This is a genomic window from Brevibacillus sp. YAE8 (genome assembly GCF_057543335.1).
Genome location: NZ_BAAIYG010000010.1, coordinates 38,391 through 60,434, shown reverse-complemented (window position 1 = coordinate 60,434; position 22,044 = coordinate 38,391). Strand labels below are relative to the sequence as shown.

Here is a 22,044-nt window from a genome sequence, read left to right as displayed (position 1 = left end):
CTTGTCACATCGGCAAAAGGCCAGTCCTTCGCGCGACCGCCATTTCTGTTGCCTGTTATCCGCGCAGCAGCGACAAGTCGAATCGAGGGACAAGCCCTTCCTCGGCAGCGCGCCCCAGCAAGGCGGTGATAGCTGCGTAGCCGTCCTCTCCGAGATTGCGCGTAAATTCGTTTACGTACAGGGCAATGTGTGCCTGAGCAACCTCGAAGGACAGCTCCTGGGCGTGGCACATGACGTACTCCTGCGAAGCGGTCGGATGAGCCCAGGCGTATTCTACAGACGCGCGCGTCCAGTTCGCCAGCGCTTCGAGATCCATTGATCTTTTGGCGATGATCGCCCCGAGCGGAATCGGCAGATTGGTGTCTGCTTCCCACCAGTTGCCCAGATCGGTCATGAGGGCCAGTCCGTAGTTTTGATAAGTAAAACGCGCTTCGTGAATGACCAGGCCCGCGTCGATTTTGCCGTCGCGCACGGCAGGCATGATTTCGTGGAACGGCATCACGACGATTTCCCCTACACCGCCCGGGACGTTTTGCGCAGCCCACAAACGGAACAGCAGGTACGCCGTCGAGCGTTCGCTGGGAACGGCCACCCGCTTGCCGGAGAGCCGGGCCGGGTCGTTGGCGCTTGCGCCTGCATCACCCTGTGTCAGCACGAGCGGCCCGCAGCCTCTGCCCAAAGCCCCGCCGCAAGGGAGCAACGCGTATTTGTCCAGCACCCACGGCAGTGCCGCATAAGAAATTTTCATCACTTCCGGCCCCTCGGCACGAGTCGCCAGCGTGTTCGTAATATCAATGTCGGCATACATGATGTCCAACTCGGGCGCACCCGGAATCAGCCCGTGTGCCCAGGCGTGAAACACAAACGTGTCATTTGGACACGGAGAAAACGCAATCTTCATTTACAGCACCTCCCGCAAAACTGAGCTTCCTTTTCGCAGCGCTTCCAGCGCGTCCTTGATTCGCCACGCCGACTTGTCGCGCGGGCCAATCGCGTTGGAAACCGTCCTGATCTCCAATACAGGCACGCCAGCCGCATGCGCAGCGACCGCCACACCGTATCCTTCCATGGCTTCCGCGAGCGCTTCCGGCATCCTGTCAGCCAAAGCCTGTGCCGTTTCCGCCGTTCCCGTCACCGTAGACAGCGTCAGGATCGGTCCGCGACCAACGGGCAAGCCCGCTTTTTGCATGGCGCGCTCCACACGCTCTGCCAGCTCGCCAGCCACGGGCACACGCGCCGAGCCAAACCCCAGCTCGTCCACGCTGCAAAAGCCATCCGGCGTCTCCGCTCCCAAATCTGCGCAGACGATCTCACTGGCTACCGCAATCGAGCCGACCTCTGTCCGGCCGACGAAGCCGCCGCAAATCCCCGCGCAAACCACCAGGTCGTACTGCACCTTTGCCAGCGCCCGCGCGGTACTGGCAGCGGCCGAAGCTGGCCCCACGCCTCCGACGGCCACCGTGAACCGTGCGTCCTCGCCCAGCCCTTGCATGACCGCATCCCGCTCTGCCGCTACCGATGTCACGACGAGAATGCGCTGCTTTTTTTGCTCATCAAGCATTTCCAGCCTGCCCTCCTTCCTCTGCTTCCCTTCTTTATTTCGTACAGCTTTCTTGAAAAAACATTTCCTCCTCCACGTTATCGCTACTTGTCCTTCGTGTAAAGAGTTTGGGGTGTTTGACAGACAAATGCGCCGCTGCTGTCGCCAAAACGCATCCGTCTGCTGGAAAAGGATTAACAACGATTCTTCAATAAAATATATTTAGTTACGAAAAGTAATTATATTACATTGAATAAGTTTTGCATTTTCCATGCATCCTGTTAAAGAAAAAAAGCCATTGGAGGTATGAATCTGAGTAAAGATTTTTTCACAGCCGTAAAAGACAGACGCACCTATTACGGAATCAGCAAGGAAGCTGTTGTCTCTGACGAGCGTATTCGCGAGCTTGTCGAAGAAGCCGTCAAGCATACGCCTTCCTCCTTCAACTCGCAAAGCGCCCGCGTCGTTGTGCTTCTGGGCGAACACCCATGCTGTGGAGCATCACCAAGGAAACGCTACGCAAAATCGTGCCAGCCGAAAGCTTCGGACCGACAGAAGAAAAAATGAACGCGTTCGGCAAGCCAACCGCACAGCCTGGCGAAAAACAGTTCCAGCCCATCGCGGAACGAGTGAAGTTTTTCTCCTTATCGCTAGGTAAATTCCCCCATTAATAAGGCGGCGCGCGAGACATCCAGTCTTTTCGCCGTCTTTCCTTGTTTTTTTGCTGTACGGATCTGAAAGTAACTGATTGATTTCCGCTCCTGCCTGTGGTAGTATTAATTTAAACAAAAGAAGTTTCAAATGAGTGTTCACATATTGTAAAGGGTTTACAGTTATGTTTGAACCTTTCACAATGTGTGAATTTTATTTTATCCACAAATAAAAGTTGCATATTCATTTTAACTTTGTTGGAGGTAACACCCATGCAAACAGGTACAGTAAAATGGTTCAACGCTGAAAAAGGTTATGGTTTCATCGCAGTTGAAGGCGGAAACGACGTATTCGTTCACTTCAGCGCAATCACTGGCGAAGGCTTCAAAACTCTTGAAGAAGGCCAACGCGTTGAATTCAACGTGGTAGAAGGCAACCGCGGACCACAAGCTGAGAACGTAGTAAAACTGTAATTGGCTCACAAAGCTGCCCTTGCTTGATAGCAGGGCGGCTTTTTTTCGCTCTTTCTCAACCTGCGCGGCCGCTTTTTGTCGGTCACCCGCCATAAAATTCGGACTTTGTTCCTAAAGAGCTGTTGACAACAGACAAAGCTCCCCATATAATCACGGTATAATGCAGCGAAAAGCAATGGCGCTTTCCAGCATGAAGTTTTCAAAATTTACACAATGATACAAGCTGAGACATCATTCCTTCGCTTATTTTTTAGTCTCGTTTGAAAGCGGTTCCAGATGATTTATCAATCTTCAAGCTGTTTAAACAAGTCCATACGAAAATAAGCAAAGGCGCTTAGGGCAAATCCCCGGTTTTCAGGGATCCTAAGCGCTTTTATTGTTTACATCTTTCAAAAAGGTGGGGTTGTCCATGGAGCACATTGGAAGTGTCATTATTTACATCATCATGCTATGCGCAGTCATCGGTGCTGTCGCCGCAATCCGCAACAGCGATGAAGGGCTTGGCAAGGAGTTCATGGAAGGAATTCACTCAACCGGCTACATCTTCGTTCCCGCAGCCGGGATCATGGCCTCCCTCCCTTACATCTCGTGGTTTGTGGAAAAAGCGGTGTCGCCGATTTTCCACAAAATCGGCGCCGACCCTGCCCTCGCGGCAACAGCCATTTTGGCTTCCGACATGGGTGGCTACCAGTTGGCGAACATCTTGAAAAGCTCGACAGAAGGCTGGGTAATGGCTATGGTCGTCGGTCTGATGGCTGGTGCGACGATCGTTTTCTCCATTCCAATGGGGCTGGCCATGCTCGACAAGCGCGACCACAAATACATGGCGCTTGGCGTCATGTCCGGGATTTTGACTGTTCCGATCGGCGCTTTCATCACCAGTGCCATTCTCTCTCTGTCAAACGCGCAAGTTCGTGCTGAAATCTCTACAAACGCTGACTCCACGTATGCGTTTGCCATCGGAATCGGCCAGGTGCTTTTGAACTTGTCCCCTATCCTGATTTTTGTTGTGGCGATTGCCGCAGGTCTGCGCTTCATGCCTGACCTGATGATTCGCGGATTCATGATCTTTGGTAAAACAATGGACGCTGGCATCAAACTCGTTCTCGTGTTTTCGATCGTGGAATACTTTACAGGCATTTTCTCTACCGTATTCGGCTCTTGGGGATTCGATCCGATCATCGCCGACCCGAAAGACCAATACCGCGCGCTGGAAACAGCCGGTTACATCGGAATCATGCTCTGCGGTGCGTTCCCGATGGTGTACTTGCTGCGCAAATACGCGGCGAAGCCACTGGAAGCGCTGGGCAACAAGCTGGGCCTCAGTCCTACAGGCAGTGCGGGGCTGCTGGCAACTGTCGCCAACATTTTGGCCATGTTCCGCCTCGTGCGCTCCATGCCGCCAAAAGACAAAGTCATCAACATCTCCTTCGCGGTATGTGCGGCGTTCTTGCTGGGCGACCACTTGTCCTTCTCCGCGAACTTCCAGCCTAACATCATCTTGCCGGTGATGCTCGGCAAGCTCGGTGCAGGTGTGATCGCCATCGCGCTCGCCTACTGGCTCTCTGTGCCAAAAGCGCTGGAGCTGGAGAAACAAGACCGCGAAGCTGGCATCATCGGTCCTGACGAATACATGGACGGACACGGCGAGCAAAAAGCTTCTACTGAAGTAGCGGCTACCAAAGAGTAAGACAAAGTCACGCTTTTCCGCATAACAAAAAGGCTGTCCCTGGAGACAGCCTTTTTTCTTTTGCCCTTTTGCCATGCCGTAATGAAAGCAACACGTCTCAAAACGTCCTGCTTTACATAATCTGTAATGTATTTTGCAAAACCACCAAGGAGGTAATTCCCGGATTTTTCACGATCGGGTTCACGCCTATCCGCTGGCCGCCTTTTCCCGGCCGTCCCGCATCGCGTTCTACGCCTCCCGCCGCTTCCTCGGCAACAGCTCCCTGCACCAGCACAGCGCAGACTACCACAAGCACTACAAGGACGAATTTGACTGTATCGAAGCAGAAGCCGCTGCCGTCGATGAGCTTATCCGTGCCGACGAGCGCGTCGACTTTGTCAAAATCGACATTGAAGGCGGCGAGTATCAGGCTTTTCTCGGCATGGAAAGAATCATCGCGAAGCAGGCGAAAACCGTCGTTTTTGAACTGAACCGCCATATGCTCCAGGCGGATTGGGAGCCGTTTACCCAGCTTTTGCACGACTATCGGCAGACGTTTGCCAAGCGCTTTTTCGTCCTCGATGCAACAGGGGCCACCGTCGAGATCGACCTCGACATCGTGCTTGCTACCGGGGAGTGCCCGTATCTGGTCATGTCAGACTGATCTGCCAGACGCCAAATTTTGGCGCGCAGCACAAAATCGTCCTCGCCTGCTTTCGGCGCCGCTTTCCAGACTAGACTGGCGAGCGCTTGCGTCCAGGCCATCCCGTGCAAGCTGCGTGCCTTCTCCCATATTTCATTATCCATATCAGATTTTGCTATTTTTTTCGTATAATGTGCAATTGAGCAGTAGTCAATCAAAAATGAATGTTATAATAAGAGAGTAGAAAATTTCACAATGGGGAGAGAAACGATGGAACAACAAAATGCAATTTCGACTCATCAAAAATTACCCATTGGAAAGTTGCTGAAGAGAATCTTCTTTATTCTCGTCGGTGCTTCCCTTGTATCGGTAGCTTTGGAGATTTTCCTCGTGCCGAACAAGATCATCGACGGAGGAATTGTAGGTATCTCCATCATTGCCTCGCATCTCACTTCTCTTTCTCTTGGCATTTTCCTGTTCTTGCTTAATCTGCCTTTTCTCATAATCGGATATAAGCAAATCGGAAAGACGTTCGCTATTTCCACGCTGTTTGGGGTCAGTGTCATGTCCGTGGGTACGATGCTGTTGCACGAAGTCCCTGGCTTGACGGATGATCCGCTGTTGGCAGCCGTGTTTGGCGGCATTATTTTGGGAATTGGCGTAGGGCTCGTCCTGCGTTACGGCGGCTCTCTGGATGGTACGGAAATCATTGCGGTACTGTTTAACAAAAAGTCTCCGTTCTCCGTTGGTGAGATCGTCATGTTTATCAACCTATTCATTTTGAGCAGTGCCGGATTCGTATTCGGTTGGGATCGCGCGATGTACTCGCTGATCGCCTATTACATTGCTTTCAAAATGATCGATCTGACCATCGAAGGCTTCCAGGAATCCAAGTCGGTCTGGATTATTAGCGACAATCACAAGGCATTGGGAGACGCCATCGTTGCCCGTCTGGGACGCGGTGTCACCTATTTGAAAGGTGAGGGTGGCTACACCGGCGATGACAAGAAAGTCATTTTCTGCATCATCACCCGTCTGGAAGAGGCCAAGCTGAAGCTGATCGTGGAAGAAATCGACCCGAGTGCCTTCCTCGCAGTCGGCAACATCCACGACGTGCGCGGCGGACAATTCAAGAAAAACGCCATTCACTAGGCAAATAAAAAAGGTGTCGTCTGCACGGGCAGCGGCACCTTTTTTGTATTCGCGCTCCGACTTAGAACAGCTCACTGTCCGGCTGGCTGGCACGGAAAGGTCATGACAACCTCCGTTCCTTTTCCCGGCTGGCTTTTGACGTCGATTTGCCCTCCGTGCGCGATGACGAGCTGCTTCGCAATCGCCATTCCCAATCCTGTCCCGCTCGTGTCCTCCTCGGTATGGCCTCCGCGGTAATAGCGCTCGAACAAATTTGCCAACGTTTTTTCATCCATCCCCGGGCCGTTGTCCGCAATCCGGACAACAAAGCTGTCTGGTGCTGCCAGGCTAACCTCTACGCGCACAGCCGTCCCTTTCGGCGTATGCCGGATCGCATTCGTCAAGATGTTGATGATGATTCGCGAAAACCATTTCGGATCGACCATCGCGACTATTTTTTCCTCGCGCGCCTCAAACCCGATATCGTGCCCGGCTGCGTCCGGCTCGTTGACCAGGTCAGCCGTAATGCGACGGATCGCCTCCACGACCGGGACGGGTTCCTTGACCATGGACAGCGCATGGTTTTTCAGGCGGTACGTCAGGTTCAAGTCTTCAATCAGGCCGTTCATGTAGTCTGCCTTTTCCCGGATCGTCCGGCCAAACTGGCTGACTTCCCCTCTGCCCCACTCGTACTGCTCCGACTCCAGCATCGTCGCATAGCCGAAAATCGAGCTGAGCGGCGTCTTCAGGTCGTGGGAAAGCCCGGATATCCATTCCTCGCGCGTCCTCTCCACGTCCTTTTGCCGTTCCTTATTCGCCTGCAGCGTATGGCTGAGCTTCGCCAGCGCGTCAAAAATGTCCTGAAAGACGGCAAACGACTTCTTGCGCTTCCCTTTTCGCGTCGTCCCGACACGCCGTCCGTTTTTTCCTGTCGGCTCTGCATAGCGCCCCTGCGCCAGATTGCCCAGCCAGTTCACCATGTGCAACAGCGGCTTCCCGATGCGCAGCGCATACCAACTGCCTGCGAACAGCACGGACACGATCAGGATAATCCCCACCTGCCAAAAGGTGTCCGCGATCATGCTGTCGACAGACTCTGCGGCAGCTCCGGGACGGTACCACGGATTCGCCATACCGACTACGTACGTAAGCCCGCTCTCCTTGTCGTAACGGCTGACGGTAAAGTCCGGAGTATTTCTGTTTTCGTTTTCCATCTGCAACAGTTGGATCAAGTCGAGTTGCTCGGCCATCTGTGGCGCGTTGTACTGTCCGCTGAGCCGCCCTTGCCGATCATAGACGGCGTACCACGCCTTTTCCCGGGAAAAGCTCTGCGCCAGCTCGGCCGGGACAGCCGCACCGTTGGCAGGCTTCGCTGCGAGCAGTTTTGCCATCAAGGCATTTTCCGGCGCGGGTGCTCCGTACAACACGATTGCTTTTTTGTTTGTGTTTGCCTCCGGCAGATCCACTACCCAATGCTTCACGTGGTAGAGAGCGCTCTCGTCATTTTGCGCCTGCGCGATCCACTCTCCAGGCTCGTACTCCTGCGGAACATTGTCCGGCGTGCGGTACGCGTACAGCAGCTTGCCGTTGCGGTCGATGATTTGCAGCCAGCCGTTGTGGCTGTCGACACTTTTTCGTACCCGGTCGTTGACGCTGACTTTTCCCTGCTCGTATTCAAGCTGCATTTGCAGGTCGGAAGCCACCAGGCGCGACAAGTCTGCCTCCATCTCCTCGTTCATCAGCCGAATGCCCAAAAGAACCAGCGACACGATCAGGCACAGGAGCAGCACCAGCAAAAAGCCGAAAAACTGGCGGACGTATTGCAGAATCAGTTTTTTGCGCAGGTTCATGCCTGTCTCCCTGGCGTCACCAGCTTGTAGCCCAACCCTCTTACAGTAAGCAAATACTTGGGCTGTCCCGGATTTTCCTCGATTCGCTGGCGGAGCTTGTGGATGTGCACCATCACTGTATTTTCATCAAACAATCCGTACTCGTCCTTCCAGACGTGATCGTATATTTGCTCTTTGGTGAACACGCGGTTTGGATGCTGGCAAAAAAACACGAGCAAGGAAAACACCTGCGCCGGGCAGTCCACCTGCTCGCCGCCTACGATCAGCTCGGCAGCATCCGCATTGACCTGGAAACGGCCGAAGTCGTAAATTTTTGGCTCCGGGGGTGCGGCAGGAGCGGCCATTCCCATTGTCCGGCGCAGGTGGGCCTTCATCCGGGCGACGACCTCAAGCGGGTGAAACGGCTTCGTAATATAATCGTCAGCCCCGTGGGCAAAGCCGCTCAGCTTGTCAAAATCCGTTCCTTTCGCCGTCAGGAAAAAAATCGGCGCCTTCGTGCGCTGGCGAACGGCGGAGCATAGCTCGAAGCCGTTTTTGTCCGGCAGCATCACATCGAGAATCAGCAAATCATAGCGGCGCTCCTCTACCAATCGCAACGCCTGCTCTGCTCGCGTGCACGTATCTATGTAAACGAAGCCTTCTTTTTGCAGCACCGTTTTCAGCATGTGCAAAATCGCTTCCTCGTCGTCTACCAGCAAGATTTTCGCTTCTTTTTCCACGTTCTCACTCCCTTTTTCTCCTTCATCATATCACGGGCGAGGGGCGGCTACGAAAAAGATAAGGTAATGGTAAGGTTGCGGTTTCGTACAGGAAAGATTCGTCGCTTATGCTGAAAGGGAAAGGAGCGATCACGCTTATGTGGGCTATTTGCAGGCACGAATATGTTCGATTGTTTAAAAGCATCAAGTCATTGATTACGATCGCCTTTATCGTCGGCGTATCGTATTGGGTTTCCGATCTGGTCAATCGGGCGGCGGCTTTTGTCCCGGCACAGGATCTGGCGCAGGGGCACGCCCTCGGTATTTTTACACTGATTATGCTCCTTGGACCGCTGTTCGTATTCAGCTTGTCCCATGACGTCATCAACCGCGAGCTGGCGGGGCGGACGATGCGGTTTCTCGTCACGCGCACGTCCCGGAACCAGATTGTCCTCGGGAAATTTCTCGGGGTCGTCTGCTTCTGGCTGAGCTGTCTTGCGATTACGTTCGGCGTGGTGCTGGTCACTGTCCATACGTTTGACGGCAAAACCTTTTGGCAGTGCCTGTCGCTGCTCGTCTATTGCATCTCGCTGGCGCTTTTGCTCTCGCTTGTGGTCCCTCGGCCGAGCTACACAATGTTTCTCGGCATCGTCGCAGCGATGCTTCTGCCTGGACTCGGATTGTGGAGCACCTTCTCCGACCATCCGGCCGCTCAGTGGATCGCCTATTTGACCCCGTTTGTGTTTATGGAAAAAGGCGGCGCCTGGATCGGGTTTATCTGGCTCTATGCCGCTCTGTTTCTCGGCGCTTCCATGTACTTGTTCCAAAGGAGGGATTGTTGATGGCCGTCATTGAAACGCTGCAATTGAGCAAACGCTTCGGCGATCGCACCGTTGTCGATCAGGTGAGCTTATCCGTGCGAGGCGGAGAAATTTTCGGGTTTCTGGGGAGAAACGGGGCGGGGAAGTCTACGTTTATCAACATGCTGACAGGCATCATCCGCCCGAGCTCGGGCCGTATCCGGATGTTCGGCCACGATGTCCAGACGGAAGACTGGAAGCGACGCATTGGCGTGTTGCCCGATTATTCCACCTTTTACGACTCTCTGTCTGCTGCGGATCACCTGCGCTATTTCGCCCGCGTCAAAAAAGTTGGACTGACGCATGAGGACTGCATGCGCATCCTCGACGCCGTAGAGCTTGGCGAACACGCTGCGCGCAAAGCCAAAACGTTTTCCTTCGGGATGAAAAAGAAGCTGGGCATTGCCCAGGCAATGGTCGGCGACCCGGAGATTTTGTTCCTCGACGAGCCGACCTCCGGCGTTGACGTCGAGTCAGCCCTGCACATTCAGGAGCTGCTGTTGCGCTTGCATCAGCAAGGCAAAACGATTTTCATGACCTCGCACAACTTGCACGAGGTAGAGAAAATTTGCACCCGCATCGCGATTATGAAAAGCGGCAAGATCGCTTCAGAAGGCAGCCTCACCGAACTGCAGGCAGCCCAGCAAGCCTGGCGGCAGGTCCAGGTGCGCCACTCCGCCTTTTCCGCAGAAGAACAAGCCGCGCTGCGCGCCTTTGTCGAGTCGCTGGGCCGCAACATCCGTTGGGGAGAAGGCCGCTTCCAGCTTCAGGTAGATGAGGAGCAAAAGGTGGCCGCATTGGTGCGCGCCCTCGTGCAAGCGCGTGTGGACATTTACGGCGTGAACGTCGATGTGCCCTCTCTGGAAAAAATATTTATGCAGGAGGATGGGGATGTCTAGTGGATTTTTTACGTTGATTCTGGCGACAGTGTTGGCGTATCGGCTGATATTTGGAAATGGCGAGTGGACTGTTTCGATGTATATCGTCTGCGGGCTGCTCGCGGTCAATCTGGCCTGGGCGGCAAAGCGGTGGAGCGAGCGGAAAGCTGCGCGGCGAGGGGAATAGAAAAAGACAGCTCTTGACCCGGCTGTAGCGAAAACACGCGCAAGCTGCGGTTGGCAGGGTGGCGATTTCGTTGGCGGAAGGAAAGAGCTGTCTTTTTGGGGGAGGTTGTTGATGGGGGGTGTAAATGCTGGCTACGAGTGAGTATAGCTACTGTTGTGGGCCGTCGATCTGTCGTAAGTTTTACTACAGGCTACTGCTGCAGCCCGTCGCTGCTGTCGCAAGTTTACTACTGGCTACTGCTGTGGCTGGCGCTGCTGGCACAAGTTTACTACTGGCTACTGCTGCGGTCCGACGCTACTGTCACAACTCCACACTACAAATACGCTGGCAACTGCTCCAGCCGTTCGATAACGGCCAGCGGCTGATGAGCAGAAGTGGCCTTTTTCCCACGTGGATTCAGCCAGACAGCGGAAAACCCCGCATCAATAGCTCCTGCCACATCCGCTTCCCATGTATCGCCAACAAACAGCACCTCGCTGCTCGCCACGTCGAATCGCTCTTGCGCCGCCGCATAAATCCGCGGGTCCGGCTTATGGTAGCCGAGCAGCTCGGAAATCACCACCCGCTCTTGCGGGAAGTAAGCAGACAGCCCCAAACGCTCCAGCTTGATAAACGCCATGTCTACCGGACCATTGGTGACGATGCCAAGCTTATGCTCCTCTGCCAGCTTCGCGATGACAGCCTGCACAGCCGGATCAGGCTGGACGGCCTCGAGGCAAGCCGCCTGGTAAGTCCGCTGGAAATCGTCAGCCTCTTCTACTGCGATCATGCGGTTTAAGTCGGCCATGGCCCTCTGCAGGCGCAACTGGCGATACTGCGTAAAATCGTACTTTTTCGCTATAACATCCACCCACAGATCGTCTCCGTGGCGGCGCAACGCCGCAAGCAGCTCCGCGCCGTCCAGGTCAGTCGTGAGTGCATGTGTGGCAATCGTCTGCTGCATCCCTTTTTCCCAGCAAGCAGAAAAATCAAACAGCGTATCGTCGAGATCAAACAATATCGTGCTGAATCGAGACAAGATGGTCACTTCCTCTTCCCTGTTTTCCTCCATTTTTCCTCTAAAAAATATCTGCGTGAGCCGCTGTCTTTTGCTAAGATCATTGTAACGGATTATCGGCGTCACCATAACAATTTTGGCACATTTTACGAAAAAGGAGGCTGACGGTATGTCAGAAGAAAAAATCGACCAACTGCTGGAAGGAATGAATGAGCTTCGTTTGGTTACGCGCGCCATTTTGGACAGGCAGGACGAGACAGACGCCAAGCTGGAAGCTTTAACGATGGAGGTGCATCAGCTTAAAGGTGAGGTCGCTGAGCTGAAGCATGATGTAGCTGTGCTCAAGCAGGACGTGGCTGAGTTGAAGCATGATGTAGCTGTGCTCAAGCAGGACGTGGCTGAGCTGAAGCATGATGTAGCTGTGCTCAAGCAGGACGTGGCTGAGTTGAAGCATGAGGTGGCCGTACTCAAGCAGGATGTTGCCGAGTTAAAGCAAGATGTCAACGTGCTCAAACAGGACGTGGCTGAACTAAAACAAGACGTCGCCCTGCTCAAACAGGACATGGCAGATGTCAAAGACGGCCAGGACCGCCACGAACGCGTGCTGGAAACGCTTGCCCTGCGTGCGCTGGAGTGGAATGCGTTTCGCCTCGACCAACTGCGCAAGTAAGCGTGCAGGCAAGGCAGGAGGCAAGTGACCATCGTCCATTGCCCCCATTGCATCGAAGGTTATGTGGCTGCCAGCTCTTTTTCCAACGCGGCTTTCAATTCATCCGGCAGCGCGACCGACCGTCTCGTGTTCGCATCGATCATGACCATTGTGACATCGGCGTCTGCGGCCAGCACGTCCTCGCTGTTGTACAGCTCATGGCGAATCACGAAGCTTTTTTCTCCAACCCGCAGCGCAGTCGTAAGCGCGTACACCTCTTCGCGCATATGCAACTCTTTTCGATAGTTGATATTGATATTGACAACCACAGGCATTACGGCCCGCCGCTTCAATTCATCGAGCGTAAATCCCAGTTGCCAGATCCAGTCAAACCTCGCCCACTCCATGTACTCCAAATATTTGGCATTGTTCACATGACCGATGACATCAATATCCGTAGATTGCACGGTAAACGCAAAGCGATGGGCCATCTCTCTCACTCCTTGGACTGTTTCTTCCAGTATAACGAATATCAGTAACTGAGTGAATATTCATTCAAAATATTCCGAACGATTCTGCTGGTCTTTCCCTCTGTTTCTCCTATAATAAAAGAAAAGAACAAGCGATCTGGAAAGGATGGTTGGATGTTTGAGCAGGAACTGCTGCCTTCGCTGCAAACGGCCCGCTCCCGTTACATGGACGCGCTGGCCAATCTGCAGGCTGACGAGCTTCCCTTAAAGCTCGCCCCGGGCTCTAATTCCATCGGCTTTTTGATTCGCCATATCGCCGAAGTCGAGTATCGGTTCTGTCTGATGTTTTTTCAGCGTCCACTCCCTTCCGACGTCTCGTTGAGCACCATCGGCCCGGTCAAAGACGAAGGGAACTTCACCGATCTGGCTGCGCTTCTCGCCATCTGTGAAGCCTCGTACCGCCATCTGGTCGACTCTCTCGCTGCGCTGCCGCCCGAAGCATGGGATGTTCCGTGCGAAGCTCCAATCGGCATCCTGACTCCCCGTCAGGCACTCGGACGCCTGATCTACCACATGGGCTATCACGGCGGACAGATCGGGCTGATTCGCAAATACGGAGGGACCAAATGACACTGAAGCTCACCGGGGAAAGGCTCGCCATCCGCGAATTGCAGCGCGCAGAGCTGCCGTTTGTGCTGGAGTTGTACAACAGCAACCCCGGGTACAACCTGCTGCGCCACAACGTCAGCACCATGACTCTCAGCGAGCTGGAAGCGGAGTACGATTCGACGCTTGCCATTCCCCAGGGATATTGGCTGCTTTTGGCCGTAGAAGGGACACCCGTTGGCGTGATGCACGTCGTCCTCGCAAGCGATAGCGAGCCGAAAAGCTGGATCAGCCTGCTCGTCTTGCACGCTTCCTGGCAGAAAAAAGGACTGGGTAAAGAAGCGGTGAAGCTGTTCGAGAGCTTCTGCGCCGTACACGGCACCCGGCACATCCATCATGGAGTCATCGCGCATAATGAGTCCGCTCTGCGCTTTTGGGGCAGGCTCGGCTACGAACAGTATCGCCAGGTGGAAGCGCCCGTTGGACTGCTGACGCAGCCAGTGCTTTTGGTCGCAAAATGGCTTGACTCCCCATCTGAGCCATAAGGAGGTGAACCGCAATGAAGCGTCGCCTGTTCGAATGTGATGTACCTGTCCTCGCCTAGTCGGTGAGGAAGCGGTTTTTCTAACGGCCTCCCGGCTAACAAGCCTGACTGTACCATTCAGATTCATTCCGGGAGGGACTATTCATGTCGCATTCACAATGGAAGCAATCGTTACTCGGCGCCATTTGCCTGACTCTCGCTGCCGCAATTTGGGGTGGCGTCTACGTCGTGAGCAAAGTCGTGCTGGACGTCATTCCGCCGTTTACGCTTTTGATCTTGCGCTTCGGCATCGCGCTGATCGTTTTGGGGGCTTTCGCTCTCGCTCGCAGAGAAACCGTCCTGAAAAAAGATTATCCGCTGCTGATGACCATTGCCTTTGTCGGGGTCACCATCTCAATCGCGGCGCAATTTCTCGGCACGAAGCTCTCGACCGCGCATATGGGCGCGCTGATTACTTCCGCTTCCCCTGCTTTTATCGCCATTTTCGCGGTTTGGCTGCTCAAAGAGAAAATCCACTTCAATCAGGCAACAGGCATTTTGCTTGCAACCGTGGGCGTCATCATCGTCATCGGCGTGCCGGACCAGGCGGACGCCCAGTCGTCTCTGACAGGCAACCTGATTCTGCTCGTGGCAGCGGTAAGCTGGGGGCTTTACACCGTCCTCAGCAAAAAAGCGACGCAGCGTTATTCCTCTCTGCTCGTCACAACGTACGTGGCCTTGTTTGGTCTCGTCTTCACCAGCCCTGTCATGGTCTGGGAACTGTCTGTCACGCCTGTCTCCTGGCAGTTTGGCTGGGAGATTTGGGCCGGTGTGCTGTACATCGGACTCATCTCGACAGCCGGGGCGTTTTACCTGTGGAACAAAGGCTTCGAACTGATGCAGGCGGGCAGTGGGGCAGGTTTCTTCTTCGTCCAGCCGATCGTCGGCGCATTTCTGGGCTGGCTTCTGCTGCACGAGCACCTGGGCGTCAGCTTTTTCGTCGGAGCGGCCTTTATTTTTCTCGGCGTAGCCCTGTCGAATCTGCACAAGCGCGAATCGTCGGAAAGCAATTGACGTTTTCAGACGGGTAAGACCGTTACGAGCTTGAGTAAACATGGCTTCATCCATTTTTACGCGAAGCCCTTCGTCCCCCTTGTCCCTACACAGCGCGAACGAACGTTTACAAACTCGTATCGCCTACTCGAAAAAAGGACAGCAGACTTCCTGCTGTCCTTCTCTATATGCCACTATCTAGCCCACCACTACGGACAAAAAGTCTGCGTCACCCGCGGCCTTTCCCCGGTCATGTCGATCTCGGCGCGCGCTCCGTTTACAAACGTCATCTGCGGAGGCACATGCCCACAGTCGATGTCGTACAGGATCGGTACCCGCAGCTCTGCGGCCAGCTCCTGATATACATCTTCTGCTGTATAGCCGTCTACGGGTTGATTCGCTGCGCTGCGCCCAAACATGATCCCGGCGCAATGCTCGAACCAGCCTGCCAACTTCATCTGTACAAGCGACCTGCGCAAATCGGCAGTCGACAGCTCGCAATTTTCCAGGTACCAGACGATCGGTTCGTTCTGAATCCGCTCTCGTTGAAACCGCCGGACATCTCCGTAAGGCGTCCCGACGACGTGGCGGATGACGTCAATGCAGCCGCCAAGCAGCCGTCCTGTCAGTTTTAGCGGTGCGGCTTCAGTCGATTTCCAGCGGGTCGGCTCTGTGAGGTGAAAAACAACCGGAGTGGGCTTGTCATGCTGCCATTGCGCCTGGTAGAGAGCCGATGCCTCCTGCACAACCTGCTCGCCTGCCCCAGTCGAAAGCACCGCCTCCCACTTGGCTGTCGTCTCATCCATGGACGTTCCGCGCAAATCGATCAGGTTGGCTCCGTGCGCGGTTGCCAGGCCCGTTTTCAGTGTAATGACAAAAAGCAGCAGGCTGACATCGGAGTAGCCGAGCACCCATTTGGCAGGTAAGGCTTCGAAATCAAGGTACTCAAGAATTTCAATCAGCAGCTCGCCGCCCCACGGCGGGATAATCAGATCAATGCTGTCGTCGCGGAGCAATGCGTTAAACTCGGCCGCACGGACTTTTGCCTCCGCAGACTTGGCTTTTTGCTGCGTCCAGGCTGTGTCCTTGCACACGGTCTGGTAGCCGCGCTCCTCCATCCGCCTGCAGGCGAGCTTGAGCAGCTCATGCAATTCGCCCGGCACCCCTGAGGACGGAGCAGTAACCCCGATCGTACTTCCTTTTTTCAAAGACGGATATGTAATCACGACAGTTTCCTCCCGCCAAACCGTTTTTTGTCTTGCTTGTCAGCCGCGCTATTGCAAAAGCGCATTGCTCGATGAGAAGCCAGAGAGTAGGCATGGGCCTACGCCAACATCACTTGAGCTTGCGTTGCCTAACTTGGGCTTGCGTAACCTTACTTGGACTCACGTTGCCTGACTCGGGCTTGCGTAACCTGACAGGCGTTTACGTTGCCTGACTTGGGCTAGCGTAGCCTGACTAGAGCTTGTGGGCCTGCGAAACATGACATGACCCGCCAAACATAACCCGGGCAACGTAGCAAAACCCGGCCTTCCCCAACATTCCATGCATTTGAAACCGAAAATCACGAAGCTTACATCCCATGCGCTCACAGCACCAACGCATTCCCCGCCCCCTGTTGAAAACTACCCCCACTTTACAATAAATTCAACAAAAATTCCAATTGCAACATCTTTTCACACAAACGCCCCGATCAGAAAAAAGCAAAAAAAAGACGGCCTATAGCCGCCAAATATATATAAAACGGGAGGGAAGTAGAGGAGTTTCAACAAACGTTAACAAACGTGTTTCCAGTTGGCGAATCGTTACTGCTTGCTCGCGTCAGTCGAAGTCGACTGATCGGCAGATCCGCTGTTTTCCGTTCCAGTCGAACCAGTTGTGCCAGACGATGCGTCAGACTTGCTGTCTGAACTGCTGTCACTGGCTGGTGCATCAGCGCTTGCCGGGGCATCAGAAGAGGTGCCTGTGCTGTCCGAACCGCCTGTGGTATCGGAGCTGTTTGCCGATGCATCTGGCGTCGATTGATCTTGCGAAACCGAGCTGTCGGTTGATTGTCCATTATCAGAAGAAGCCGGTGTCGTTTGGCTTGTGCCCTCTTGCTGCGTCGCTGGTTCAGGCGTCCCTGTTGTGCTGGAGCAGGCTACCAGGCTTCCAGACAGGAGCAATGCGACAGTTGCAATGGAAAACCATTTTTTATTCATGTTCATTCTCCTTTCATCCTTGGCTTTCGTGACCTTCTCGCCGTCACAAGTACATCGTAACGGGCAAAGATAACCATTCTGTAAGGAGAATAGGAGAATTTCATGATCCAATTATGAAAAAAGTATGACCATGACGCCAGCCAAGCTTTGGGTCATGACGATTGTTTCGCGGGCGGCGCCGTCATTTTCGGCAGCAGGATGGTAAATGTGCTTCCTTGTCCCGGCACGCTTTCCACGCTGCACTTGCCATCGTGCAGCTCGACCAACTCTTTGACGATGGCAAGGCCAAGACCTGTGCCTTTGTTGTTTTTCGAGCGGCCGCGATCCACCTTGAAAAACCGCTCCCAAATCCGGTTCAGATCGTCTGCGCCAATGCCCATGCCCGTATCCTGCACCTGGATGCACACCCATGGGTCCTGCAGTTTGGCCGTCATCCGGATTTCGCCTGCTGCCGTGAACTTGAGCGCATTTTTCACCAGGTTTTTCAAAATTTGCGCCACCCGATCCTTGTCCGCATAAATGCGCGGCAGTTCCTCCTCGACCTCGACTGTGAGCTGAAGCCCTTTTTCCTCGGCCTCCTGGCGGAAGGAAAAAGCGACCCGATTCATCACCTCTGCGACATCGACAGGGAACTTCGCGAGATTGACCTCGTTGTTTTCCAGCTTCATCAAATCCATCAGGTCATCGACCAGCCGATTGACCTGCATCGTCTCCGAATACATGACGGCGTAATATTTTTGCCGGGCCTCTTCGTCCTCTACCAGCCCGTCCTGCAGCGCCTCCAAAAAGCCTTGTATCGCTGTGAGCGGCGTGCGCAGCTCGTGGGACACATTGGCGAGAAAATCGTTGCGCACCTGCTCCAGATGGTGCCGTTCCTGCTCCACCTTTTCCAGCTTTTCTGCCATCGTGTTGATCGTCTGCGCCAAATCGGCAATTTCATCGTGCGTGTCTACCTGGACACGCTCCGCGTAGTTGCCCCTGCCGATCTCCGCCGCCGTCCGCTCGATCGTGCGCAGCGGCCGCGAGATCGACCAGGACAGGTAGGAAACCATCGCGGTAGACAGCACAACGCCAAACAGCGTCGCCCACAAAATCGACTCGCGCATTTGTCCGAATGTTTTTTCGATCCCTTCGATGGGAGCGTGCAGGATGATTCCTCCGTACACATTTTCGCCCTCGCCCCATGGAACGGAAACCGAGAGCATCGGGTCTTCCAGCCCTTCGATTTTCAGCTCGGAAATCGCATTTTTGCCTTTTAGCACGTTGTCGGCAATCGAAACTGCCACCGACTTTCCGGTGAACACCTCGTCCTTCATGGAGGTCGCGACAATTTTTCCTTCTTTATTGAACAGCCAGATTCGCGTGTCGAACGACTCATCGAGCATCGCCAGCTTGTCCAGGAGCGCCTTGTTCACTTTATTGCTGTTGTGAATCGCGACGTTGACCTTCTTCGCCATCCGCAACAGCTCTTCTTCCTTGGAGTTGTAAATATACTCCCGTGCGAAAAACGACAGCAAAATGCCGGAAATGCCCAGACCGACCAGAACAGTCGCCAAAAAGCTGAACAGCAGGCGGCGGAAAATGCTTTTGGAAGTACCGAGCATCAGGATTCCACCCCAAACTTGTAGCCGATCCCCCATACCGTGTGGATGCACTCGTAAGGAAGCTTATCCAGGCGTTGTCTGATCTTTTTGATATGAACATCAATCGTCCGGACATCTCCGAAGTAGTCGAATCCCCATACCTGCTCCAGCAACTGCTCGCGCGACCAGACGCTGCCCGGCGATTTCACCAGTTGCACGAGCAAATCAAATTCCTTCGGGCGAAAGCTGACCTTTTCTCCCGCGACGATCACCTCGCGCTTGTCGAGATCGATCGTGAGCTGATCGAAGCTGAAAATGCGCGGCGCGTCTTCCTCCACCTTTGGCTTCGGCTGCAGGCGGCGCATGATCGCCCTGATTCGCGCTACCAGCTCGCGCGGGCTGAACGGCTTGGTTACATAGTCATCCGCTCCCAGCTCCAGGCCGAGCACGCGGTCAAATTCCTCATCTTTTGCGGTTAGCATAATAATCGGTGTATCCCATTTTTTGCGAATTTCCCGACAAGCCTCAAAGCCGTCCATTTGCGGCATCATTACATCGAGAATCAGCACATCCGGCTGTTCGGTCTCTACAAGAGCAAGAGCTTCCCTCCCATCCTTGGCGACGACAAGCTCAATCTGTTGTTTTTCAAAATAAAGGCGAATAATTTCGCGTACATTTGGATCGTCATCAGCAACGAGGACCTTCATCTGGGTCATGGCTAACAACCTCCCTTCCTTTGAACGGCATGGGAAAATAGTGCCGTTTTTGCGACGCTACAGCTTTTTCCCATGGTAACACAGATCGCAAAAGTTGTGGACGGATAGAAGTCCTAACTGGCAGGGAATAGCAGGAAGTCTGCAAGAAAAACACGCCAAAAAACGCGCCAAACCTCAAGCGAGGCGGCGCGTTTTTTCCTTGTTTTTATGAATCTGCCAATGTTACACCTTGCCGAGCTTTTGCTCCAGCACTTCCTGCTTTGCTTTTCGTTCAGGGCGCAAGCTGCCCCAGAGGAAGCCGAGCAACGCGCCAGCAATTGCCGGAAGCAGCCAGCCGATGCCTTCCTTGTGCAGCGGCAAATGGTCCAGGATCGGAGCGAGCGCTGCGATCTTGATGCCCGCCGTCGCGAGTCCATCCAGCAGGCTGATGACCGCCGTTGCGATGATAGCGCCGCGATAGACTGCGGAGTATCCTTTGAACCATTGATGGAAAAAGGACACGAGCATCAGCACGATCGCCAGCGGGTAAATCGCCATCAGCACCGGAACGGAAATGGCAATCAGTTGCGTAAGCCCTACGTTAGCGACAGCCGCACTGAACACGCTCAAAATCACCGCCATCATCTTGTAGGAAGCGCCCGGAATACGCTCGGAGAAAAAGCGGCTGCATGCGGTAACCAGACCGACAGAGGTCGTCAGGCAAGCGAGCGTGACCGCCCCGCCAAGCAGCAGCGTGCCGAGCGGACCAAACAGATGCAGGACTGCGCCAGTCAAAATTTGTCCGCCGTTAGCGGACTGTCCCAGCGAGTGGCTCGTTGCTCCCATATAGCCGAGCGCCAAATAGACAAGCCCCAGGCCGATTGCCGCAATCACCGCTGCCTTGATCGTCGACCAGGTCAGCTTTCTCGGATCGGTAATGCCTTTTTCCCGCACGGCGGCAGTCACGACGATCCCGAACACCATCGCGGCGAGCGCATCCAAGGTCAGGTAGCCTTCGACAAACCCTTTGAAAAACGCTGCGTGCTGGTAGTCGCCTGTCGGCGGTCCAACCTCGCCAATCGGCTGAGCCAGGGATGTGAAAAACATGACGCCGATAATGACAAGCAGGGCAGGAGTCAATACTTTGCCGATCCGGTCGACCAGCTTGCTCGGATTGAGCGCCAGCCAGAAAGTGAGGGCAAAGTAAACAATCGTTGTAACGAACAGAGGAAGCGAGCTGTCCTTCATCGTCTCAGACAAAAACGGCAGGACACCCATTTCATACGTAACGGTACCCGTGCGCGGAATCGCCATGAACGGCCCGATCGACAAGTACACGATAAACGTAAACACCGTGGCAAAAACGGGATGCACTCTCCCCGCCAACGTTTGCAAATTGCCGCCGCCCAACCCGACGGCGATGACGCCAAGAAGCGGCAAGCCTACGCCCGTGACGATAAAACCGAGCATCGCGATCCACACATTTTCACCCGCTGCCTGTCCCAGCGCTGGCGGGAAAATCATGTTTCCTGCTCCGAAGAACAGGGCAAAAAGCATAAGACCGACAGTAATGATTTCTCTCGTTGAAAGCTCTCTCATGTTGTCCCTCTCTATATTTATTATTTTAATAAAATTTCCATTAGTATAACTTAATATTTCTTCACTTTTCAACAGTCGATTTGTTGAAAAGTAAAGAATTTTTGGCAAACAAGGGAGCTACTCCTCCCAAACCTCTTTTCGCTTCACCGCTCCCACCGCTTCCCAAATGTAGAGAGAGTAAATGCTGCGCCATGGCGCCCAGCGCTCTCCTATCCGGCGAATTTCTCGCTCGTCCGGCTTGTTGTCCATTTTGTACACGAGCGCGATCCCGTTGCGCAGCCCGATGTCCGCTGCCGGCAGCAAATTAGGGCGGCCCATTCCGAACATCAGCAGGCACTCGACCGTCCAGCGGCCAATGCCGCGCAGGGTAGTCAAATGCGCGATAATCTCCTCGTCCTCCATCGCCCACAGCCGCTCCAAATCAACCTTTCCGTCCACAATCGCACGCGCGTAGTCAATGATATACTCGGCTTTTCGCTGGCTGAACTGCAACGGGCGCAAGTCTTCGGTCGACAGCCGCGCGACGTCCTCCGCAGTCGGAAACGCGAGAAATTTCACGCCTTGCTCGTCTGCCACCTCTTCGCCAGCCAGCGTCAGCAAACGCTGGGTCAGATTCGCCGCAAAGGTTAAATTAATTTGCTGACCAATTATCGTCTTGACCATCGACTGAAACAGATCAGAGTCGTGCATCAGCCGCAGGCCGGAAAAGCGATCGACAAGCACAGCCAGCTCCGGCTCTTCTCTCATCTGCTCGTAAATCGGCAAAAGGTCGAGGTCTGCGCTGAAAACGTGACGAATCGTCCGTTCCAGCTCGCGCTGCTCCGCCGCAGACAAGGCAGAGGCCGTCTCGATTTTCAGGGCAGGCTGTTCAAGCTCGCCGACAAATTGTACGCGCGTCAACACCGGGCGCGTCCCGACCCGAAAAATGCGCCGCAGCATGTTGTGTTCCGGCTGTACTTCCAGTTGCGGATCAGGATGGGTTTGCAGGCGCTGCAGCAGACGCTCGAAAGAATACGGAGGTGTCAGTGGAATGGTGAATGTACGCACGAAAAACGGCCCCTTTCTCCCTAAAGGAAAATTCTTGCTCC

23 protein-coding genes and 1 pseudogene are annotated in these 22,044 nt (G+C 54.3%); 12 read left to right on the top strand and 12 right to left on the bottom strand.

Annotated elements, in window-relative coordinates; genetic code table 11:
• Positions 1 to 55: 55 nt before the first annotated feature.
• Both AC27IT_RS14480 and AC27IT_RS14475 read right to left on the bottom strand, forming a co-directional pair.
• Positions 56 to 901 carry a 1,4-dihydroxy-6-naphtoate synthase gene (locus AC27IT_RS14480; RefSeq protein WP_005830065.1) on the bottom strand — a complete coding sequence of 282 codons (846 nt, stop codon included), beginning with the start codon at positions 899 to 901 and terminating at the stop codon, positions 56 to 58.
• Entirely contained in the window at positions 902 to 1,561 is a 660-nt protein-coding gene (locus AC27IT_RS14475; RefSeq protein ID WP_005830063.1) for a futalosine hydrolase, read from the bottom strand.
• Positions 1,562 to 1,852: 291 nt separating this feature from the next.
• On the opposite strand from AC27IT_RS14475, the pseudogene AC27IT_RS14470 reads away from it, so the two are divergent.
• From AC27IT_RS14470 to AC27IT_RS14450, 5 genes and pseudogenes are all read left to right on the top strand, one after another.
• Positions 1,853 to 2,115, top strand: a pseudogene (locus tag AC27IT_RS14470) (nitroreductase family protein); the annotation flags it as partial.
• A gap of 348 nt (positions 2,116 to 2,463) precedes the next feature.
• Positions 2,464 to 2,664 (top strand): cold-shock protein, encoded by a 201-nt coding sequence (locus AC27IT_RS14465; protein WP_005830059.1) that lies wholly within the window; start codon positions 2,464 to 2,466, stop codon positions 2,662 to 2,664.
• A 409-nt stretch (positions 2,665 to 3,073) separates the two neighbouring features.
• The gene (gene eutH, locus AC27IT_RS14460; RefSeq protein ID WP_005830057.1) at positions 3,074 to 4,354 is read left to right on the top strand and encodes an ethanolamine utilization protein EutH; all 1,281 of its coding nucleotides are present in this window, start codon (positions 3,074 to 3,076) and stop codon (positions 4,352 to 4,354) included.
• 133 nt (positions 4,355 to 4,487) lie between these two features.
• Positions 4,488 to 4,997 carry an FkbM family methyltransferase gene (locus AC27IT_RS14455; RefSeq protein ID WP_487091863.1) on the top strand — a complete coding sequence of 170 codons (510 nt, stop codon included), beginning with the start codon at positions 4,488 to 4,490 and terminating at the stop codon, positions 4,995 to 4,997.
• A 249-nt stretch (positions 4,998 to 5,246) separates the two neighbouring features.
• Entirely contained in the window at positions 5,247 to 6,128 is an 882-nt protein-coding gene (locus tag AC27IT_RS14450; protein WP_005830053.1) for a YitT family protein, read from the top strand.
• A gap of 71 nt (positions 6,129 to 6,199) precedes the next feature.
• Here AC27IT_RS14450 and AC27IT_RS14445 read toward each other — a convergent pair whose 3' ends face one another.
• Together AC27IT_RS14445 and AC27IT_RS14440 are read right to left on the bottom strand one after the other, a co-directional pair.
• Positions 6,200 to 7,957 carry a sensor histidine kinase gene (locus AC27IT_RS14445; protein WP_340673591.1) on the bottom strand — a complete coding sequence of 586 codons (1,758 nt, stop codon included), beginning with the start codon at positions 7,955 to 7,957 and terminating at the stop codon, positions 6,200 to 6,202.
• The gene (locus AC27IT_RS14440) at positions 7,954 to 8,676 is read right to left on the bottom strand and encodes a response regulator transcription factor (RefSeq protein WP_005830049.1); all 723 of its coding nucleotides are present in this window, start codon (positions 8,674 to 8,676) and stop codon (positions 7,954 to 7,956) included. Before AC27IT_RS14440 ends, AC27IT_RS14445 begins: the two co-directional genes overlap by 4 nt.
• A 137-nt stretch (positions 8,677 to 8,813) precedes the next feature.
• Between AC27IT_RS14440 and AC27IT_RS14435 the strand changes: the two genes are divergently transcribed.
• The 3 genes from AC27IT_RS14435 to AC27IT_RS14425 are packed head-to-tail and all read left to right on the top strand — an operon-like array spanning position 8,814 to position 10,580.
• Positions 8,814 to 9,497 carry an ABC transporter permease gene (locus tag AC27IT_RS14435; protein WP_007779505.1) on the top strand — a complete coding sequence of 228 codons (684 nt, stop codon included), beginning with the start codon at positions 8,814 to 8,816 and terminating at the stop codon, positions 9,495 to 9,497.
• A complete protein-coding gene (locus AC27IT_RS14430) occupies positions 9,497 to 10,414 on the top strand; it encodes an ABC transporter ATP-binding protein (protein WP_005830045.1) in 918 nt (305 codons plus the stop codon). Before AC27IT_RS14435 ends, AC27IT_RS14430 begins: the two co-directional genes overlap by 1 nt.
• Positions 10,407 to 10,580 (top strand): hypothetical protein, encoded by a 174-nt coding sequence (locus AC27IT_RS14425; protein ID WP_309478855.1) that lies wholly within the window; start codon positions 10,407 to 10,409, stop codon positions 10,578 to 10,580. Before AC27IT_RS14430 ends, AC27IT_RS14425 begins: the two co-directional genes overlap by 8 nt.
• Before the next feature lie 313 nt (positions 10,581 to 10,893).
• Here AC27IT_RS14425 and AC27IT_RS14420 read toward each other — a convergent pair whose 3' ends face one another.
• Positions 10,894 to 11,607, bottom strand: coding sequence for an HAD family hydrolase (locus tag AC27IT_RS14420; RefSeq protein ID WP_487091878.1), 714 nt, complete (start codon positions 11,605 to 11,607; stop codon positions 10,894 to 10,896).
• Positions 11,608 to 11,746: 139 nt separating this feature from the next.
• On the opposite strand from AC27IT_RS14420, the gene AC27IT_RS14415 reads away from it, so the two are divergent.
• Entirely contained in the window at positions 11,747 to 12,247 is a 501-nt protein-coding gene (locus AC27IT_RS14415; RefSeq protein ID WP_025845431.1) for a hypothetical protein, read from the top strand.
• 59 nt (positions 12,248 to 12,306) lie between these two features.
• On the opposite strand, the gene AC27IT_RS14410 is transcribed toward AC27IT_RS14415, so the two are convergent.
• The gene (locus AC27IT_RS14410) at positions 12,307 to 12,717 is read right to left on the bottom strand and encodes an acyl-CoA thioesterase (RefSeq protein WP_005830039.1); all 411 of its coding nucleotides are present in this window, start codon (positions 12,715 to 12,717) and stop codon (positions 12,307 to 12,309) included.
• Positions 12,718 to 12,870: 153 nt separating this feature from the next.
• On the opposite strand from AC27IT_RS14410, the gene AC27IT_RS14405 reads away from it, so the two are divergent.
• From AC27IT_RS14405 to AC27IT_RS14395, 3 genes are all read left to right on the top strand, one after another.
• Entirely contained in the window at positions 12,871 to 13,326 is a 456-nt protein-coding gene (locus AC27IT_RS14405) for a DinB family protein (RefSeq protein WP_431809392.1), read from the top strand.
• Positions 13,323 to 13,847 carry a GNAT family N-acetyltransferase gene (locus AC27IT_RS14400; RefSeq protein WP_283858735.1) on the top strand — a complete coding sequence of 175 codons (525 nt, stop codon included), beginning with the start codon at positions 13,323 to 13,325 and terminating at the stop codon, positions 13,845 to 13,847. Before AC27IT_RS14405 ends, AC27IT_RS14400 begins: the two co-directional genes overlap by 4 nt.
• A 143-nt stretch (positions 13,848 to 13,990) precedes the next feature.
• Complete coding sequence (locus AC27IT_RS14395) at positions 13,991 to 14,899, top strand: DMT family transporter (protein WP_283858734.1); 909 nt, start codon at positions 13,991 to 13,993, stop codon at positions 14,897 to 14,899.
• A 188-nt stretch (positions 14,900 to 15,087) separates the two neighbouring features.
• Here AC27IT_RS14395 and AC27IT_RS14390 read toward each other — a convergent pair whose 3' ends face one another.
• From AC27IT_RS14390 to AC27IT_RS14365, 6 genes are all read right to left on the bottom strand, one after another.
• The gene (locus tag AC27IT_RS14390; protein WP_005830033.1) at positions 15,088 to 16,104 is read right to left on the bottom strand and encodes a S66 family peptidase; all 1,017 of its coding nucleotides are present in this window, start codon (positions 16,102 to 16,104) and stop codon (positions 15,088 to 15,090) included.
• A gap of 579 nt (positions 16,105 to 16,683) precedes the next feature.
• Complete coding sequence (locus AC27IT_RS14385) at positions 16,684 to 17,079, bottom strand: hypothetical protein (RefSeq protein ID WP_487091862.1); 396 nt, start codon at positions 17,077 to 17,079, stop codon at positions 16,684 to 16,686.
• 152 nt (positions 17,080 to 17,231) lie between these two features.
• A complete protein-coding gene (locus AC27IT_RS14380; RefSeq protein WP_007779486.1) occupies positions 17,232 to 18,683 on the bottom strand; it encodes a sensor histidine kinase in 1,452 nt (483 codons plus the stop codon).
• A complete protein-coding gene (locus AC27IT_RS14375) occupies positions 18,683 to 19,378 on the bottom strand; it encodes a response regulator transcription factor (RefSeq protein ID WP_005830029.1) in 696 nt (231 codons plus the stop codon). Before AC27IT_RS14375 ends, AC27IT_RS14380 begins: the two co-directional genes overlap by 1 nt.
• A 222-nt stretch (positions 19,379 to 19,600) precedes the next feature.
• Entirely contained in the window at positions 19,601 to 20,956 is a 1,356-nt protein-coding gene (gene brnQ / locus AC27IT_RS14370) for a branched-chain amino acid transport system II carrier protein (protein WP_005830027.1), read from the bottom strand.
• A gap of 117 nt (positions 20,957 to 21,073) precedes the next feature.
• Positions 21,074 to 22,003 (bottom strand): DNA-3-methyladenine glycosylase family protein, encoded by a 930-nt coding sequence (locus tag AC27IT_RS14365; RefSeq protein WP_283858733.1) that lies wholly within the window; start codon positions 22,001 to 22,003, stop codon positions 21,074 to 21,076.
• Positions 22,004 to 22,044: the final 41 nt, after the last annotated feature.